Below are 15,976 nucleotides of genomic sequence, written 5' to 3' on the forward strand. Positions count from 1 at the left end.
TCCTCAGAGAATGACGCGATGTTCGCGTTGGCCTTCGGCCCGTGTTTCAATGCGATAGGTTTTTCCCGCAGCCGGATCATCCAGCCCGTCAGCAGCGGTGGTCACAAACAGATCCGACAGGTCTGTGCCCCCAAAGGCAGGGCAGGAGGCCTGCGCGGTCGGAAGGGGGTAGATCTCGGTCAGGTCACCAGAGGGCGTATATACCGCGACGCGGCTTGCCCCCCATTGGGCGTTCCAGAACCGACCTGAGACATCGACAACCGCGCCATCGGGGCCAAAGTTTTCGCTGCTGAGATCAAGAAAGACAGAGGGTGCGCCAATCGGCCATCCGTCGTCTTCCGCCAGCGGCTGGCGCATGATTTTGCCAGTGGCCGTATCCGTAAAATAGGCGCAGGACCCATCCGGAGAAAAGCAGATCGCGTTTGTGATGGTCTGGGAATGAACCAGCTTGCGCAGCTCGCCCCGGTAGTAGCGATATATGGCCCCAAGCCCGGTTTCGGCGTTGTAGCCCATGGTTCCAATCCAGAAACCGCCCCAAGGATCCGCGCGCCCGTCATTTGAACGGGTTAGAGGCTGGTCCGCCTCTAGGTCTATCAGATGCGACCGCACACCGGTTTCGATGTCAAAACGCCAAAGCGCGCTGGCGCTGGCCATGATGAGGGTATGGTCATCGACCCAACCGGCGGCTGAAACGCAGTCATCAAATTGCCAGCGGATCTCTTTACCATTTGCAACACTGAGCAATTGTTGTCCGAGGATGTCGAACCAGAATAGCTGCTGGCGGGTTGGGTGCCACAGCGGACCTTCACCCAACGTGCAGCGGGTTTCGCTGAAAATCTCCGCCGTGGAGGGGTGAGTGGTCACGTCACTGGCCATCAAACGCCTCGTCGTAGGCTGCGACCGTCTCTGCGGCAAGGCGGGCAACCTCTTCGGCCGAATGACCGGGTTTATAAAGAGAAGAGCCCATGCCAAAACCGGTAATGCCCGCTTTCTGCCAGTCCGCGAAGTCCGCTGGTCCAACGCCGCCAACAGCATAGGTTTCTGCATCTTTTGGCAAAACGGCCTTCAGCGCTGAGAACCCGTCGAGCCCCAGCTTGAATGCGGGAAAAAACTTCAACCCGTCCGCGCCAGCGCGGAGTGCAGAGAAGCACTCTGACGCGGTGAAGACCCCCGGATAGGACAACATGCCAGCGGATTTTGTTGCACGGATCACATCCGGGTTGCAGTCGGGGGAGACGACCATCTGTGCCCCCATTGCAGATAGCTGAGCCACTGCCTCGGGGCTCAAAACGGTCCCCGCGCCGACTGTCGCGCGCCCTTTGGCCTGATCCAGCATCGTGGCAATACTGTCGAAGGGCTGGGGTGAGTTCAGCGGGACTTCGATCTTGGTGATGCCCGCATCAATCAGGGCATCGGTCATGTCACGCGCCTCTTCCGGGCGCAGACCACGCAGGATGGCAATGATGTTTCGGCTCATGGCGTTTGGCTCTTTTTCAATTGGTCATATGCGGCTGTGAGGCCTGCAAGCGTCAGGGTTTCGGCGTCAACGCGGCGGGCGGTGCACCCCTGTGTAGACAGGGCCGTTTCATAACGACGGGCAAGCTGGTCCGCGCCCAGCAAGGTGACGTGTTGCCCCGACCAGTCGTCTTGCGTCGCTGCGAGCTCAACCCCGATCAGAAGCCCTGACAGGCGAGCACGTCCGGTTTCGGGGCTTTGCCCAGACAAAAGCGCATCTGCACGCAGGCGAAACAGTTGGGCGGCGATCGCAGCTGGATTGGCAAACGCCTCACGGACGGCCTGTTCAAATGCGGTCTCGTCCCAGCCCTCCTCAGACACGCAGTGCTGCAGGACGGATTGACCCTGAAGAAGGGCGAACAGCTCTCCTGTCATGAAGGTTGAAAAGCTGGTGACTTCTCCCTGCTCAAGCCTGGCCCATTTGCTGTGGGTGCCAGGCAGGCAGATGACTTGCGAGGTGGCGGGATCTCTGTCTTGTGCGAGGTAGCCCGCAATCTGGGTCTCTTCCCCCCGCATGACATCTGCTGGGTCCGTGGTTTTGATGCCGGGCAGCAGATAGACTGCGAGACGTGGATCCTTGGTCGCTGGCTGGGTGGCCTCTGCAATGCCTGGTGGCGGGCAGGGGGTGCTGGCATAGGGGGCCTCGGCCCAGCCCTGACGTGAGCCTGCCATTCCGCAGCAGATAACAGGAAGCGGGCTGTTTTCGGCCGTTGGGAGGTGATCGCCCAAGAGGTCCAGAAGCGTGGGCTCATAGTCTTGCGGGCTCAGTCGGGACATGCCCCGATCCGAGGTTATCCGGTCGATCACGGTATCCTCGCGATCCATCACCCACAGGCGCAGTTGACTGGTGCCCCAGTCCGCCGCAATCCACGCAGGCACGGAGGCGCCGGGCATCGTGTCAGGGGAAAGATTGGGATGCGCCGTCATCCTGTCACCACAACCCCGCCATCCACAACCAGCGTTTGCCCGGTGATCATGCGGCTGGTCGCCGAGGCGAGAAAGAGCGTTGAACCCACGATGTCCTGTGGCGCGAGATGGTCCTTCAGGCATTGCCGTTCCAGATGGGCCGCAAGCGCCTCTGGCGTTGCCCATTTGTCGAGTTGCTTATCCGTCAGTACCCACCCCGGCGCCAGCGCGTTGACCCGGATCCGATCTGCCCCGAACTCACGTGCGAGGCTTCGTGTCATGCCGTTGATGCCTGCATTTGCTGTCGTGTAGGCGGGATAGCCGCTGTTGCCCATCATGTAACTGATGGAGGTGAAGTTAACGATCGAACCACCACCGGCAGCCTGCATCCCTGGCAACACCGCCTGACAGGCAAAGAAATACGCCTTGAGATTGATCGCCTGCGCCCAGTCCCAAAATTCCTCGTCCACATCCAATGTCGCGTGGCGCTGATCATTGGCGGCGTTGTTCACCAGCGTGGTGATTGGGCCATGCGCCTCTGCCGCCTGTTCAATCGCTGACTTTAGGGCAGGGATATCGGTGATGTCGCATTGGATGAACAAGGGACGGTTGCCTGTCTCAGCCTCCATGCGCGCAACAAAAGCAGAAGCATCTGACCGTCCGACAAACGCGACCTTGGCGCCCTGACGCAGGAAACCCTCGCTCAGCGCGGCACCGATGCCGGAACCGCCGCCGGTGATGAAAACCGAAGCCCCCTTCAGGTCCGGAAAGATTGCAGTGTCGCTCATCAGTGGCTCTCCCGTGTTACGGGGCGGGTATCCTTGCCCACGAGGAAATCAAGATCAGCCCCTTTCTCTGCCTGAAGGACGCTGTCGACGTAGAGTTTGGCGTAGCCGCGTGTGTAATGCGGCGGCTCTGGCTGCCAGGCCTCACGACGTGCTGTCAGCTCTTCCTGTGAAACCAGCAGATCAAGGGTGCCGTTCTTTGCGCTGACCCGGATGCGGTCGCCGGTCTGGACCAGACCAAGGGGGCCACCGGCCTGGGATTCAGGTGAAACATGCAGGATCACGGTGCCAAAAGCCGTCCCGGACATGCGGCCATCAGAGATGCGGATCATGTCACGCACCCCTTCGCGGACCAGTTTGCGGGGGATCGGCATATTGCCGACCTCCGGCATGCCGGGATAGCCCTTGGGGCCAACACCCTTCAGCACCAGAATGGTGTCTTTCGTGACGGGCAGATCATCGCGATCGATATTGGCTTTCAGATCTTCAATCGTCTCAAAAACGTGTGCAACGCCTTCGTGTTCCAGCAGATGGTCGGTCGCGGCCGATGGTTTCATGATGGCACCGTTGGGCGCAAGATTGCCGCGCAGAACACGCAGGCCGGCGGCAGGTTTTACCGGGTTATCAAAGCTCTTGATGACGTCATCGTTGAAACATTCCGCACCCTCGGCATAGGCCGTGATGTCACCGCCCAAAACAGTGGTGTTGCTGCGCAGGTGTCCATTGTCAGCAAGTCGCTTCAACACGACAGGCATACCGCCGGCATAGCAGAAATCTTCCATCAGGTATTTCCCTGAGGGCATGCAGTTGACCAGCAGCGGGATATCACTGCCAAGGCCGAAATCATCCAGAGACAGGTCAACCCCGACACGCCCGGCGAGGGCCAGAAGGTGCACCACCGCATTGGTGGATCCCCCGACAGCTGCGTTGGCCATGATTGCATTGATGAAAGCGTCGCGGGTCAGAATGTCCGAAGGTTTGAGGTCTTCCTCAACCATCTCGACGATCCGCTTGCCGGTCAGATGCGCCAGAGCCATGCGGCGGGCATCCACTGCGGGCAGGGCGGCATTGGTTGGCAGGCTCATCCCCATCGCCTCAACGAGGGACGCCATAGTGGAGGCCGTGCCCATGGTCATGCACACGCCCTTGGACCGACTCATGCCGGATTCAGCCGCCATGAAATCCTGCAGCGTCATCTCACCGGCGCGCACCGCTTCGGAGAACTTCCAGACGTCAGTACCTGAGCCGATATCCTTGCCCTGCCACTTGCCGTTCAGCATCGGGCCCGAGCTGACGACGATGGCCGGCAGATCAACAGAGGCAGCCCCCATCAACTGGCCCGGTGTGGTCTTGTCACAACCGCCAAGCAGGACAACGCCGTCAATTCCATAGGCCCGTATCGATTCCTCTACGTCCATCGCGAGGAGATTTCGAAACAGCATTGCCGTGGGCTTCATCTGGGTCTCACCCAGCGACATGACCGGGAATTCCACGGGAAATCCACCGGCCTCCCAGACGCCGCGCTTTACCCCCTCGGCGAGATCGCGCAGGCCAGAGTTGCAGGGCGTCAGCTCTGACCAGGTGTTGCAGATCCCGATGATCGGCCGACCGTCAAAGGCATGGTCCGGAAACCCCTGGTTTTTCATCCAGCTGCGGTGGATGAAGCCGTCTTTGTCCAATTTGCCATACCAGGCGCGATTTCGTCTGTCTTTGGTCATAGGCGTGTTCCTTCAATCACCCAGATCGACTGTGGGAATGTCCAGGGCAGGGTGATCCCGTGGTGCATCAGATATTGGCCGCTGAGTGTCGCGGTCCCGGTTTTCAAAAGAGGCGATCCGCGCGAAAGACCTGGGGCGTCCTCGCGGTTCAGCAAGCGGATTTGATAGTGGGCGTCAGGCTCCAGCCCAGCAAGGCGCAGCGGGCGCGGCAGGATTTGCGCGCTTGGCTCGCGCAGGCCGGAAAAGGCGACAAAGCGGCTGCCATCTTCTGCGCGCTGCAGCTCAGCGATGACGGCAGGGTCATCGCTGTCGAGCCGCAGAATATCCGCCCGTTCCGTCCAGTGGCGGTTGTCTTTCCACCAACGGGTAACCTGGCGCAGAATGTCAGCTTCTTCTTCTGTCAGCTCGCGCGGGTCCATTTCAAACCCCATGTGACGCTGGGCCGCGACCCAGGCACGCAGCCGGATATCTGTCACCCGACCAGAGGTGTGGCAGGTGCGCGGACCAACATGGCTGCCAGTGACAACCATCGGCAGGAAAAGCGCGGCTTCATGCTGGATCCGCTGCCGCTCTATCGGGTCATTGCTATCTGAAAGCCAGACCCGATGGGTGCGCGACAGGATGCCAAAGTCAATGCGCCCACCCCCAGAAGAACAACTCTCGAATTCCACTTGCGGGAAATCTGCGCGCAGCCGGTCAAACAGCGCATAAACCGCCTCGGCCTGCGCGCTGTCCGGTTCCGGCAGCACGCGGTTGTGATCCCATTTCACATAGTCGATGGGATGGTCGGCAAGTACGGCTGAGATGTGATCGTAGAGATAAGCCTGAACCTCAGGCAGGGCGATATTCAGAACCATTTGCTGTCGGCCAAGCACCTGATCCCGATCGCCCAGCACCCAGTCTGGGTGGGCGCGAAACAGATCGCTGTCGGGGTTGATCATTTCCGGCTCAAACCAGATTCCGAATGTCATCCCCGCAGCATGCACATGCTCAATCAGCGGCATCAGCCCATCGGGATATTTGCGCGCGTCGATTGTCCAGTCGCCAAGGGAACTGGTGTCGTCATCGCGTTTGCCGAACCAACCATCGTCCAGCACGAACCGTTCGGCTCCCAGTGCTGCGGCCCGGCTTGCAATATCGCAGAGCGTGGCGTGGTCGTGATTGAAATAGACCGCCTCCCAACAGTTGTAGTGCACCGGCCGCGGGCGCGCGGGTGCAGGGGGGTGCAGGATCTCATCGCGCAGGTGGCGCTGGAAGGTGACGGCGCAGCCATTGATCCCCTGATCCGAGAACACGGCGTAGAGCGGTGCAGTTTCAAATCTGGTGCCTGGATTGCGGCGGCTGCCGGTTGCATGGCCCCATTGGATTTGGCGACGCCCGTCTGGCAGCTCTTCCGCCAGCATTTTGTGGCCGCCTGACCAGCCGTAGTGAAAGGCGTAGGCGGAACCCTGGGTGTTTGTGGCGCCCATACAGGGCAGGATCAAACCCGGGAAATACTCATGCCCGGTGCGTCCTGTGGGATTGTCCCTGAGACGCGCGCCAGCGCTCCACGGTGTGCGGCTGGTTTGAAACTCCCCGATCCAGCGGCCATGAAAGTCGATCATGTCCTGCCCGTTCTGAGGGGCCGGAAAGACCGGTGCAGACAGCCAGTTCACGCTGATAGGCCGCTCAGAAATGAGCGAGGCCTGCGCACGGATCATGCCGGTTTTGGGTGTCAGCTCGAATTGCGCCTGATAGCGAAGACCGTGTTCCGCATCGCGGTAGTGCAGGCTGAGCGCCTGATTGCTTTCCTCCACGCGATCAAAGGTAAAACGGGGCAGTAGCGCCTTGCCCGTAGCATCTGCAAGCGACAGACCGGGCTGTCCGGGAAAGGTGCGGCGGGCCTCGGGGCAGATCGACAGTGGCGGCACGGCATCCAGCATGCCCCCGGTGACGTCCATGCGCGAGGCTGCGGCGATCATCTTCAGGTCGCTCCCTTCCGGAAGCCGCGGGCCCCAGTAGACGATCTCGGCCAGATCATCCCCGTGGGCGGCAAGGATCAGGCTTTGGCTCTGATCCTCAAGCGCCCAGCAGCGGGTATCTTCGCGTCTGCTCACTTCACCGCCCCCAATGTCAGGCCGGCGATGAAATGGCGTTGCATCAGGAAGAACATGGCAACCGGCGGCAGGGCCGCGACAATGCTGCCTGCGCTCATCAGGTGGTAAGCCGCCCGGTATTGCGCGTTGAACGATGTGATGCCTGCTGTCACCGGCTGGCTCTCGGCGCCCTGTGTCAGAACCACGGCCCAGAAATAGTCGTTCCAGATGAAGGTGAAGATCAGCACGCTCAGCGCGGCAATCGCAGGTTTCATCAGCGGCAAAACCACGAACCAGAAAATCCGCCACTCCGCGACCCCTTCGACGCGGGCCGCTTCGATCAGTTCAAAAGGCAGGGCGCGGATAAAGTTGCGCATGAACAGCGTGCAGAAGCCGGTCTGAAAGGCGATGTGAAACAGAACCAGGCCGGTTTTGGTGTTATAGAGCCCCATGTCCAATGTCAGATCGCGGACCGGGACCATCAGGATCTGGAACGGGACGAAGTTGCCTGCAACAAACATGAAGAACAGCAACAGGTTGCCGCGGAATTTATAAACGCCGAGCGCAAAGCCCGTCATGCAGGACAGCGCGACCGCGCCAATCACCGTGGGCACGGTAATCAGGACGGAGTTCAGCAGATAGCGCGGCATGTCTGAGCCGAAGAAGACCCGGCCGTAGTTGCTGAACCCTTCAAAGGATGACGGCACCCCCCAGTAATTGCCCGTGGTGAAATCCGCCTCGGGTTTGATCGAGAAGATCGCCACCGCGATCAGTGGCAATAACCACATCACCAGCGCCGCCGGAACCAGTGCCTGATAGGTCGTCTGCCACGCACGCGAGCTGTTTTGGATTGGTTTGGGAAACATCAGCGGCCCCCTTTGTCGTCTTGGTACATGGACCACAGGAAATAGGCGATGAAGCACAGCATGATCAGGAACAGCACCACCGCGATAGCCGCGCCATAGCCCATGCGGAAGCCATATTCGGAGAGTGCCTTCTCAAACATGTAGAACGACAGCACCCGGCTGGAGCCGAACGGGCCGCCGTTGGTCATGATCGAGATGAGGTCAAAACTGCGCAGCGCGCCGATGATCGTCACCACAAAGGCCACAAAGGTCGCCGGGCGCAGCTGCGGGATGATCACATACCACAGCATCTTTGCCCCTTTTGCCCCATCCAGGCGCGCGGCCTCGACCTGTTCGGGGTCAACCGCGTTCAGACCTGTTAGATAGAGGATCATGCAATAAGCCGTCTGTGGCCAGAGGCCTGCAGCAATGATGCCGTATGTCACAAGGGTCGGATCCCCCAGCACATTCAATGGCCCAAGACCGACCCATCCAAGCACCTGGTTGAGAAGGCCGAAAGTCGGGTCGTAGAACCAACTGAAAACCAGGCCAACGACGACCTGACTGATGACAAATGGGAAGAAGAACAGCGACTTGTAAAGGCGAATGCCGGTCACCGTCTGATTGAGAAACAGCGCGATGAACAGACCTGCCGGGATCGCCAGAAGATACAGCAGCAGCCATTTCAGGTTGTTCCAGAGCGAAACTTCAAACGCACGGTCATCCATCAGCTCTCGGTAGTTCTCCATCCCGATGAACTGCGGATCCCCCAAACCGTCCCAGCGATAGAACGACAGGTTAAAGCTCTGCAGGATCGGAAAGATCACGTAGAACAGGAAAAAGATGACACCGGGAGCAAGGAACAAGAGCGGCGCCAGCGTCTGCCTGTTGCGGCGCAACCAGCTGTCCTGACTGCCGCGCAGGGCGGTTGCGGATCCGGTTTCGGGCCCGTTTCCGGGGGCGAGTTTCATCTCAGCCACGACAGGTCTCCGTCTGTTTGTGCGATTGCGGGATCGCAAGGGCTATAAGGGGTCGGTCAGGCGGTTTTGACGGCACGCGGAACCAGAACCCAAAAGGCAAGGCGCGGGGCCGGGCCGTTTGGCCGACCCCGCGCAGTTCGTCAGACGCTTGGGATCAGTAGACCCGCTCGCGTGTTTTTTCCAAACGGTTCAGGATGTCGTCCAGATTGTCCGGGAACACCATGAATTCCTGGAACCCTTCCATCGCGACAGAGGCCATTTCTGCGGGGGCATCGCGATCAAAGAACTGCGCGATGCCGCCGGGCGCGTTCGAGGACAGCATCTCGAAGCCCTGGTTGAGCATCTCGTCGTCATCCACGGAAGAGTTGGAGTTCACCGGCAACTGGCCCAGGGCCGCCCCGCTGTTGATTTTGGTCTGATTGTCAGCCGAAACGACAAAGCGCAGGAATTCGCGAGCGGCTTCCTTGTTCTGGGCGCCGGACGGAATGTGGAAGGTGTCTGTTGGCGCGTCTTCGGCCAGTTCAACATCGGGATTGATGGTCGGGAACTGATAGAAATCCAGTTGGTCGGTGCCCAGACCTGCTTCACGCAGCGGTGCCACCGCGAAGTTGCCCATCAGATAGGCCGCGGCCTCCCCCTTGACCATGAACGGCAGGGCCTCCTGCCAGCTGTAGGACTGGTGGTTGTCGATGAAAGCACCCATGTCGATCAGTTCGCGCCAGTTGGCAAAGGTCTGCTTGACGCGGTCATCCGTCCAGGCGATTTCGCCATTGGTCAGCGCCATGTGGAAGTCATAACCATTCGTGCGCATGTTCAGGTAGTCAAACCAGCCACCTGCGGTCCACAGGAACTTGGTGCCGATGGTAAAGCACTTGCGGCCGGAATCGAGAATCTTCTGGCAGTTGGATTTGAAGGTTTCCCAGTCCTTGGGCTCTTCCAGGCCGAGTTCATTGTAAATGTCTTCCCGGTAGTAGACGCCCCACTGGTAGTAGGTATAGGGCACGCCCCACTGTTTGCCGTCGAGCGTCATGGCGCCCTTGGTCGAGGCCAGCGCGTCGGCGATTTCGGGCTCGGCCCACAGATCGGAGATGTCTTCAAACAGACCTGCCGACACATAGGGCCGCATGCGATTGGCTGCATACCAGTTTGCCACGTCCGGGGCGTTGGCCGTCAGGAAGTTGCGGATCTGCGTCTTGTAGGCTTCGCGGTCGATTACGGTCAGCTCGACAGTCAGGTTCGGGTGCATGGCGTCGAACTCGGCAGCCATCCCCTCCATCACTGCGCGCGGCGCAGGATTGGACATGTCCGAGAAAATCTTGAGCGTGCCGCTCAGCTCGGCCTGTGCTGCCGTTGCCAGCCCAAGGCTGAGAGCAAGGCTCGCAACTGTTCCTTTCAAAGTCTTCATGACGTCCTCCCTGTTGACGTGTGTCTCTTGGTTTCATATAATGGAACCAAATACCAACTATTGAAACTATGAACGCGCTCGGCTAAGGATGTCAACAGTTACGTCGGCCGGGTTCGGTCAGAGAAAGGACACTGATGACGAAACCTGCGCCCCAAACGCGAGATTCTGACGGGACAGTTGGCAAGGCGCTGGCAGTGCTGGATCAGATCGCGGAAGCAGGCCGCCCTGTGCGGTTCGGCGAAGTGCTGGCCGCGTCCAGTCACCCCAAGGCGACGCTTTATCGGTTGATGCAGACGCTGACCAATCAGGGGATGCTGTCTTATGACGAAACCCATCAGACCTATGCGCCTGGTCTGCGCCTTGTGCGCTTGGCGCATGCGGCCTGGCGGCAAAGTGCCTTGGCACCGGTTGCGCGCCCCTTTCTGGATCAGTTGTCGGCGGACGTGGGGGAGACCATTCACTTGGCGCAGCTTGACCGCGGACAAGTGCTTTACGTTGATAAACGCAATGCTGCCACCCCGATTGAAATGTTCAGTCAGGCCGGAAAAATTGGTCCCGGCTACTGCACGGGCGTCGGCAAGGCGATGATTGCTCATCTCTCGCAAGAGGCGCAGGAGGATGCGATCCGCCGACAGGCTTTTTTTGCCCACACACCGAACACGCTCGCCACACCTGAGGCGTTGTTGGCTGAGCTGGCAGAGATCCGGGCAGATGGCGTGGCATTTGACCGAGAAGAGCATGAGCCAGGGATCATCTGCATCGCCGTTCCGATTCTGTCGGAAGCGGGCAAGGTCATGGGGGGGCTGTCGATCACGTCATCCGTGCAGCGCCAGTCACTGGAGGAGCTGGATGCCCTGCGTCCGGCACTGATGAAAACCGCCAAGGAGATCGCGGCAGCCGCCGAAACCTGGCAATTTCCGAGTTAATCTGAGGGAGAAGACGTATGACTGGGGTCACATTGGCCAAGGCCGTCAAGAAATATGGTGACGTGCAGGTGATCCACGATGTGGATCTCACCATCGAGGACGGCGAGTTCTGCGTCTTTGTTGGCCCGTCGGGCTGTGGCAAGTCCACGCTTTTGCGGATGATTGCAGGGCTCGAGGAAACCTCGGGCGGGCAAATTCATATCGGGGCGCGGGATGTCACCGATCTCGATGCTGCTGACCGCGGCGTGGCGATGGTGTTTCAGTCCTATGCGCTCTACCCGCATATGACGGTTGAGGAAAACATGGGGTTCGGTCTCAAGATGAACGGCCATCCCAAGGGTGAGATCAAGGAAAAGGTGGCCGAGGCCAGCCGGATCCTGAAGCTGGACCAGTACCTCAAGCGCAAGCCCAAGGCGCTATCGGGGGGGCAGCGTCAGCGAGTTGCGATTGGTCGCGCGATTGTGCGGGGGCCGGAGGTGTTTTTGTTCGATGAACCGCTCTCCAACCTCGATGCGGAGCTGCGGGTGGACATGCGGGTCGAAATCGCCCGGCTTCACAAGGAAATTGGGGCGACCATGATCTACGTCACCCACGATCAGGTCGAGGCGATGACTCTTGCCGACAAGATTGTGGTGCTGCGTGCCGGGCGGGTGGAGCAGGTCGGCAGTCCGATGGATCTTTATTCAGATCCGGACAACCGTTTTGTAGCTGGATTTATCGGCTCACCCAGTATGAACTTTCTTGAAGGCACAGTGCAGGGTGGCGGCGTGGTTGTGCCCGCCCTTGAAAATCGCCGTGTGGGGACATCCGTTGCCTTGCCTGCAGAGGGCAGCAAAGTGCTGGTGGGGTTGCGTCCCCAGCACCTGAGTGTCGTGGCGGCAGATAGCAGCCTGATATTGGATCTACGAGAGCGCCTGGGCGGAGTGTCTTACGACTATCTGACCACGCCTACTGGCGAAAAGCTGATCGTCGAAACCCGTGGCGATGAGGCGCTGCCCGAAGGCACCGCGGTTGCAATCAATTTCGATGATGCGGATGCCTATTTCTTTGACGGCGCAACCGAACAACGCCTGCGCTGACGGTGACGCCGGAGGGTTGAGGTTACTGCCCGTTTGTTCCTTTGCCCGGCCAAGTGGGCGGTTTTCCCGGCACGATGTCGGAACAGAGACGATGATGTCGGCGTTTGTCTCCTGTGGATTTGAGCGGCGTGCTATGCTGCTTGCTTAGAAGCAGGAGACAGATCATGGCCGGAGGATGGGCCCGAGACGGGGCAGTCAGCGAACAAATCGAAGCATCCATTGGCGATGAACTCGCCCGGATGAAATCACGCCGGGCCCCTCAGGGAGAGAGCCGCACTCATTGCGCAGATTGCGACGAGCCAATCCCGGAACCCCGTCGCAAGGCTGTGCCCGGTGTGAAACTCTGCATTGAATGCCAACAAGATCGCGACAGCGCCTTTCAAGCGCGCGGTGGTATCAACCGTCGCGGCTCCAAGGATAGTCAGTTGAAATAATCGCCATCGACGCTGTGCATATTACTGATGCAAAACATCTTCCCCGGTATCGGGGCGGGTGCTATACCGCTTGCGGGCACATGGGCGATGGCGTCGCCGTAGATAGATCTAACTGCCTCTGAACACGATCCTGTACGCCGGGACTTTCAATCGGGAGATTGAAGGCCCCGCCTTGGTCTCCCCCGACAAGAGGGTGCCAAGATGGCCTGGTCGCCGGAAAAAACTGAAGTCAAAAGCTGGAACGAATGGGACACGCTGCGCCACGTCATCGTGGGGCGTGCCGACGACTGTCATATTCCGCCCGAAGAACCCGCGCTGGACGCAAAGGTGCCGGAAGACAGCGATATGCGCGGCCAGTGGGGCCGCCGCCCGCAGGAAACCATCGACCGTGCGAATGAGCTGTTGGACAATTTCGCCGACCAGCTGCGGGGGCGCGGTATCCGGGTGGATCGTCCGGTCTCCATCGATCATTCGCAATCCGTGACCACCCCGGATTTCCATACCGACAGCCAGTTCGGCTGCATGCCGCCACGCGATGTGCTGTTGACGGTTGGCCACGAAATGCTCGAAGCCACTATGTCCTATCGTTGCCGGTGGTTTGAGTATCTGAATTACCGCCCGTTGCTGAAGCAGTACTGGGAGGAAGACCCGAATTTCCGCCACGAGGCAGCACCCAAACCGCGCCTGACGGATGCAGATTATCATCCCGATTATCTCAGCGACAAAATCGGCGAGGCCAAGCGGCTGGAATGGGCCGCAGAGAAGTTTTTCGTCACCACCGAGGAAGAGCCCCTGTTTGACGCAGCCGATGTGCTGCGTTTTGGCAAGGATCTGGTGGTGCAGCACGGATTTACCACCAATCTCAAGGGCATCGAATGGCTGCGCCGCCACTTCCCGGACCACCGTGTCCACACGGTGAATTTCCCGGGTGATCCCTATCCGATCCATATCGACGCAACCTTCACGCCGCTGCGCCCGGGGCTGATCCTGAACAACCCGCAGCGCCGCCTGCCGGAGGAGCAGCGCGAGATGTTCAACAAAAACGGCTGGGAGATCGTGGACGCAGCCCAGCCCGCCCACAACACCCCGCCGCCGCTGTGCTATTCCTCGACCTGGCTGTCGATGAACGTACTGGTGCTGGATCCCAAAACCGTCTGCGTCGAGAAGTCAGAGGTCTATCAGGCCGAGCAGATGGACAAACTGGGGATGGAAGTGGTCGAGGTCGAGCTGCGTGACGCCTATGCGTTCGGCGGCGGTCTGCACTGCTGCACTGCGGATGTCTATCGTGACGGCGACTGCGAGGATTATTTCCCCAAACAGTGAGCGCCATGCTCTGAGCCATGTGCAGAAAACAAAACGGCCGAGAAGTTTCCTTCCCGGCCGTTTTTCGATGGATGTAAAGAAGTTAGCTTTCCATCGCCTCCAGTTCGTCGATCATGTCGGAGATCATGGAAAGGCCCTTGTCCCAGAATGTCGGGTCAGACGCATCAAGCCCGAAGGGGGCCAGCAATTCCTTGTGGTGTTTGGATCCACCGGCCTTCAACATGTCAAAATACTTGTCTTCAAAGCCTTCGGCCCCTTCGGCGTAGACCGAATAGAGGGCATTCACCAGACCGTCACCGAATGCGTAGGCGTAGACATAGAAGGGGGAGTGTACGAAGTGGGGGATATAGGCCCAGAAGGTTTCATAGCCTTCCATGAAGTCAAAGGCTTCGCCCAGTGACTCTGCCTGAACAGACATCCACAGCGCGTTGATGTCATCGGGGGTCAGCTCTCCCTCAGCGCGGGCAGCGTGCAGTTTGCACTCAAAGTCATAAAACGCGATCTGGCGCACCACCGTGTTGATCATGTCTTCGACTTTGCCAGCCAGCAGGATCTTGCGCTCGTTCTGGTCTTTTGCCTTTTCCAGCATTTTCCGGAAGGTCAGCATTTCACCAAAGACAGATGCGGTTTCAGCAAGAGTGAGGGGGGTCGAGGACAGCATCTCGCCCTGTTCCGCCGCCAATACCTGATGCACGCCGTGGCCAAGCTCGTGCGCGAGGGTCATGACGTCTCGCGGCTTGCCGAGGTAGTTCAGCATCACGTAGGGGTGCACGTCGGTCACCGTGGGATGCGCAAATGCGCCCGGTGCCTTGCCGGGTTTCACGCCTGCATCAATCCAGCCTTTGTTGAAGAAGGGGGCGGCGATCTCACCCATGCGCGGATCAAAGGCGTTGTAGGCCTCCATGACGATGTCGCGGGCTTCCGTCCAGTTGACCACCCGGCTGGTTTCCATCGGCAAGGGGGCATTTCGGTCCCAGACCTGCATGCGATCAAGGCCGAGCCATTTGCGCTTTAGCTCATAGTAGCGGTGCGACAGTTTGGGATAGGCCGCAACAACTGCTTCGCGGAGCGCCTCGACAACTTCGGGCTCGACATGGTTGGATAGATGGCGCCCCATCTGTGGTGACGGCATCCCGCGCCAGCGATCCAGGATCTCTTTTTCCTTGGCCTGGGTGTTGTGAACGCGGGCAAAGATCTTGATGTTGTCCGCAAATACATGCGCCAACTCGCGCGCTGCCGCCTCGCGTTTGCTGCGGTCCTGTTCGGTCAAGAGGTTCAGCGTGCCTTCGATGTTGAGCTCTTCGCCATCCACGGTGAAGGACAGGCCGGCGATGGTTTCATCAAACAGCCGTTCCCACGCATCTCCGACCACGCCGAGATCATGCAGGAATTTCTCCAACTCATCGGACAGCTGGTAAGGCTTCATCGCGCGAATGCGGTCAAAAACCGGCTTGTAGCGGGCCAGGTCACTGTTGGCGGCGAAATGCGCCTCCAGCTTGTTGTCCTCGATCCGGTTGATTTCAAGAGTGAAAAAGACAAGCGGCGTGGTGAAGATCGTAATCTTCTCCTGCATGTCAGACATGAATTTGGCCCGGCCCGCATCAGTGGTCAGCTGATAGTAGCGCAGGCCCGCGAACGACATGATCCGCCCGGCAATCGCGTTGATCTTTTCGTTGCGCAGCACACAGGACAGCAGACCGTCAGCGTCGAGCTCTGCCAGCTTGCCCTCGTAGTCTGCTGCAAAGGCTGCGCATTCTTTTTCGAGCCACGCGAGATCGCGGTCCAGCTCTGCCGCATCTTCAGAGGTGTAGAGATCGCTCAGATCCCATTCAGGCAGGTTGCCCAGCCCATCCGGTCCGGCCCCGCCTGCGGCATTGGCGTTTGCGTCTCGCAGAAGGTCGCGGTCAAGGAAGGGGGCTTTGAACATCTGAGCACCTCGATTGTTTCTGTTTATGGCAGAACATCTAAGGCCCGTTCAGACGGAT

The 15,976-nt window shown here is 59.4% G+C and carries 14 protein-coding genes; 4 read left to right on the plus strand and 10 right to left on the minus strand.

What is annotated here, in order from left to right:
* Positions 1 to 3 precede the first annotated feature (3 nt).
* From KUV39_RS15650 to KUV39_RS15690, 9 genes are all read right to left on the minus strand, one after another.
* Entirely contained in the window at positions 4 to 876 is an 873-nt protein-coding gene (locus tag KUV39_RS15650) for an SMP-30/gluconolactonase/LRE family protein (RefSeq protein WP_222460253.1), read from the minus strand.
* On the minus strand, positions 866 to 1,477 hold the full coding sequence (locus tag KUV39_RS15655; RefSeq protein WP_209035642.1) for a 2-dehydro-3-deoxy-6-phosphogalactonate aldolase: 612 nt from the start codon (positions 1,475 to 1,477) through the stop codon (positions 866 to 868). The genes KUV39_RS15650 and KUV39_RS15655 overlap by 11 nt, the downstream gene beginning before the upstream one ends.
* Positions 1,474 to 2,442, minus strand: coding sequence for a 2-dehydro-3-deoxygalactonokinase (locus KUV39_RS15660; RefSeq protein WP_222460254.1), 969 nt, complete (start codon positions 2,440 to 2,442; stop codon positions 1,474 to 1,476). Before KUV39_RS15660 ends, KUV39_RS15655 begins: the two co-directional genes overlap by 4 nt.
* Positions 2,439 to 3,209, minus strand: a complete 771-nt coding sequence (locus KUV39_RS15665; protein ID WP_046211274.1) for an SDR family NAD(P)-dependent oxidoreductase — start codon at positions 3,207 to 3,209, stop codon at positions 2,439 to 2,441. The genes KUV39_RS15660 and KUV39_RS15665 overlap by 4 nt, the downstream gene beginning before the upstream one ends.
* Positions 3,209 to 4,924, minus strand: coding sequence for an IlvD/Edd family dehydratase (locus KUV39_RS15670; RefSeq protein ID WP_222460255.1), 1,716 nt, complete (start codon positions 4,922 to 4,924; stop codon positions 3,209 to 3,211). Before KUV39_RS15670 ends, KUV39_RS15665 begins: the two co-directional genes overlap by 1 nt.
* Positions 4,921 to 7,020: an alpha-galactosidase gene (locus tag KUV39_RS15675; RefSeq protein ID WP_222460256.1), complete on the minus strand. Its 2,100-nt coding sequence runs from the start codon at positions 7,018 to 7,020 to the stop codon at positions 4,921 to 4,923. The genes KUV39_RS15670 and KUV39_RS15675 overlap by 4 nt, the downstream gene beginning before the upstream one ends.
* The gene (locus tag KUV39_RS15680; protein WP_008562517.1) at positions 7,017 to 7,865 is read right to left on the minus strand and encodes a carbohydrate ABC transporter permease; all 849 of its coding nucleotides are present in this window, start codon (positions 7,863 to 7,865) and stop codon (positions 7,017 to 7,019) included. The genes KUV39_RS15675 and KUV39_RS15680 overlap by 4 nt, the downstream gene beginning before the upstream one ends.
* Positions 7,865 to 8,815 carry a carbohydrate ABC transporter permease gene (locus KUV39_RS15685; protein WP_207383257.1) on the minus strand — a complete coding sequence of 317 codons (951 nt, stop codon included), beginning with the start codon at positions 8,813 to 8,815 and terminating at the stop codon, positions 7,865 to 7,867. Before KUV39_RS15685 ends, KUV39_RS15680 begins: the two co-directional genes overlap by 1 nt.
* A 163-nt stretch (positions 8,816 to 8,978) precedes the next feature.
* Positions 8,979 to 10,229, minus strand: coding sequence for an ABC transporter substrate-binding protein (locus KUV39_RS15690; RefSeq protein WP_008561523.1), 1,251 nt, complete (start codon positions 10,227 to 10,229; stop codon positions 8,979 to 8,981).
* 134 nt (positions 10,230 to 10,363) lie between these two features.
* Between KUV39_RS15690 and KUV39_RS15695 the strand changes: the two genes are divergently transcribed.
* The 4 genes from KUV39_RS15695 to KUV39_RS15710 all read left to right on the plus strand — a co-directional run bounded on the left by KUV39_RS15695 (position 10,364) and on the right by KUV39_RS15710 (position 13,991).
* Positions 10,364 to 11,155 (plus strand): IclR family transcriptional regulator, encoded by a 792-nt coding sequence (locus KUV39_RS15695; protein WP_222460257.1) that lies wholly within the window; start codon positions 10,364 to 10,366, stop codon positions 11,153 to 11,155.
* 17 nt (positions 11,156 to 11,172) lie between these two features.
* Positions 11,173 to 12,234 carry an ABC transporter ATP-binding protein gene (locus tag KUV39_RS15700; RefSeq protein WP_222460258.1) on the plus strand — a complete coding sequence of 354 codons (1,062 nt, stop codon included), beginning with the start codon at positions 11,173 to 11,175 and terminating at the stop codon, positions 12,232 to 12,234.
* Positions 12,235 to 12,398: 164 nt separating this feature from the next.
* Positions 12,399 to 12,668, plus strand: a complete 270-nt coding sequence (locus KUV39_RS15705) for a DksA/TraR family C4-type zinc finger protein (RefSeq protein WP_222460259.1) — start codon at positions 12,399 to 12,401, stop codon at positions 12,666 to 12,668.
* A gap of 201 nt (positions 12,669 to 12,869) precedes the next feature.
* Positions 12,870 to 13,991 carry a serine/threonine protein kinase gene (locus tag KUV39_RS15710; RefSeq protein WP_222460260.1) on the plus strand — a complete coding sequence of 374 codons (1,122 nt, stop codon included), beginning with the start codon at positions 12,870 to 12,872 and terminating at the stop codon, positions 13,989 to 13,991.
* Positions 13,992 to 14,073: 82 nt separating this feature from the next.
* Here the strand turns inward: KUV39_RS15710 and KUV39_RS15715 are convergent, their stop codons facing one another.
* A complete protein-coding gene (locus KUV39_RS15715; protein ID WP_222460261.1) occupies positions 14,074 to 15,918 on the minus strand; it encodes a M3 family oligoendopeptidase in 1,845 nt (614 codons plus the stop codon).
* Positions 15,919 to 15,976 lie beyond the last annotated feature (58 nt).

Origin of the sequence: Phaeobacter italicus (assembly GCF_019801785.1) — a bacterium.
Classification (GTDB): Bacteria; Pseudomonadota; Alphaproteobacteria; order Rhodobacterales; family Rhodobacteraceae; genus Phaeobacter; species Phaeobacter italicus.

What these genes read in the sequence shown, in the direction of transcription:
- KUV39_RS15650 (WP_222460253.1), bottom strand. Translation starts at nt 876, where the DNA reads ATGGCCAGTGACGTGACCACTCACCCCTCCACGGCGGAGATTTTCAGC.
- KUV39_RS15655 (WP_209035642.1), bottom strand. Translation starts at nt 1,477, where the DNA reads ATGAGCCGAAACATCATTGCCATCCTGCGTGGTCTGCGCCCGGAAGAG.
- KUV39_RS15660 (WP_222460254.1), bottom strand. Translation starts at nt 2,442, where the DNA reads ATGACGGCGCATCCCAATCTTTCCCCTGACACGATGCCCGGCGCCTCC.
- KUV39_RS15665 (WP_046211274.1), bottom strand. Translation starts at nt 3,209, where the DNA reads ATGAGCGACACTGCAATCTTTCCGGACCTGAAGGGGGCTTCGGTTTTC.
- KUV39_RS15670 (WP_222460255.1), bottom strand. Translation starts at nt 4,924, where the DNA reads ATGACCAAAGACAGACGAAATCGCGCCTGGTATGGCAAATTGGACAAA.
- KUV39_RS15680 (WP_008562517.1), bottom strand. Translation starts at nt 7,865, where the DNA reads ATGTTTCCCAAACCAATCCAAAACAGCTCGCGTGCGTGGCAGACGACC.
- KUV39_RS15685 (WP_207383257.1), bottom strand. Translation starts at nt 8,815, where the DNA reads ATGAAACTCGCCCCCGGAAACGGGCCCGAAACCGGATCCGCAACCGCC.
- KUV39_RS15690 (WP_008561523.1), bottom strand. Translation starts at nt 10,229, where the DNA reads ATGAAGACTTTGAAAGGAACAGTTGCGAGCCTTGCTCTCAGCCTTGGG.
- KUV39_RS15695 (WP_222460257.1), top strand. Translation starts at nt 10,364, where the DNA reads ATGACGAAACCTGCGCCCCAAACGCGAGATTCTGACGGGACAGTTGGC.
- KUV39_RS15700 (WP_222460258.1), top strand. Translation starts at nt 11,173, where the DNA reads ATGACTGGGGTCACATTGGCCAAGGCCGTCAAGAAATATGGTGACGTG.
- KUV39_RS15705 (WP_222460259.1), top strand. Translation starts at nt 12,399, where the DNA reads ATGGCCGGAGGATGGGCCCGAGACGGGGCAGTCAGCGAACAAATCGAA.
- KUV39_RS15710 (WP_222460260.1), top strand. Translation starts at nt 12,870, where the DNA reads ATGGCCTGGTCGCCGGAAAAAACTGAAGTCAAAAGCTGGAACGAATGG.
- KUV39_RS15715 (WP_222460261.1), bottom strand. Translation starts at nt 15,918, where the DNA reads ATGTTCAAAGCCCCCTTCCTTGACCGCGACCTTCTGCGAGACGCAAAC.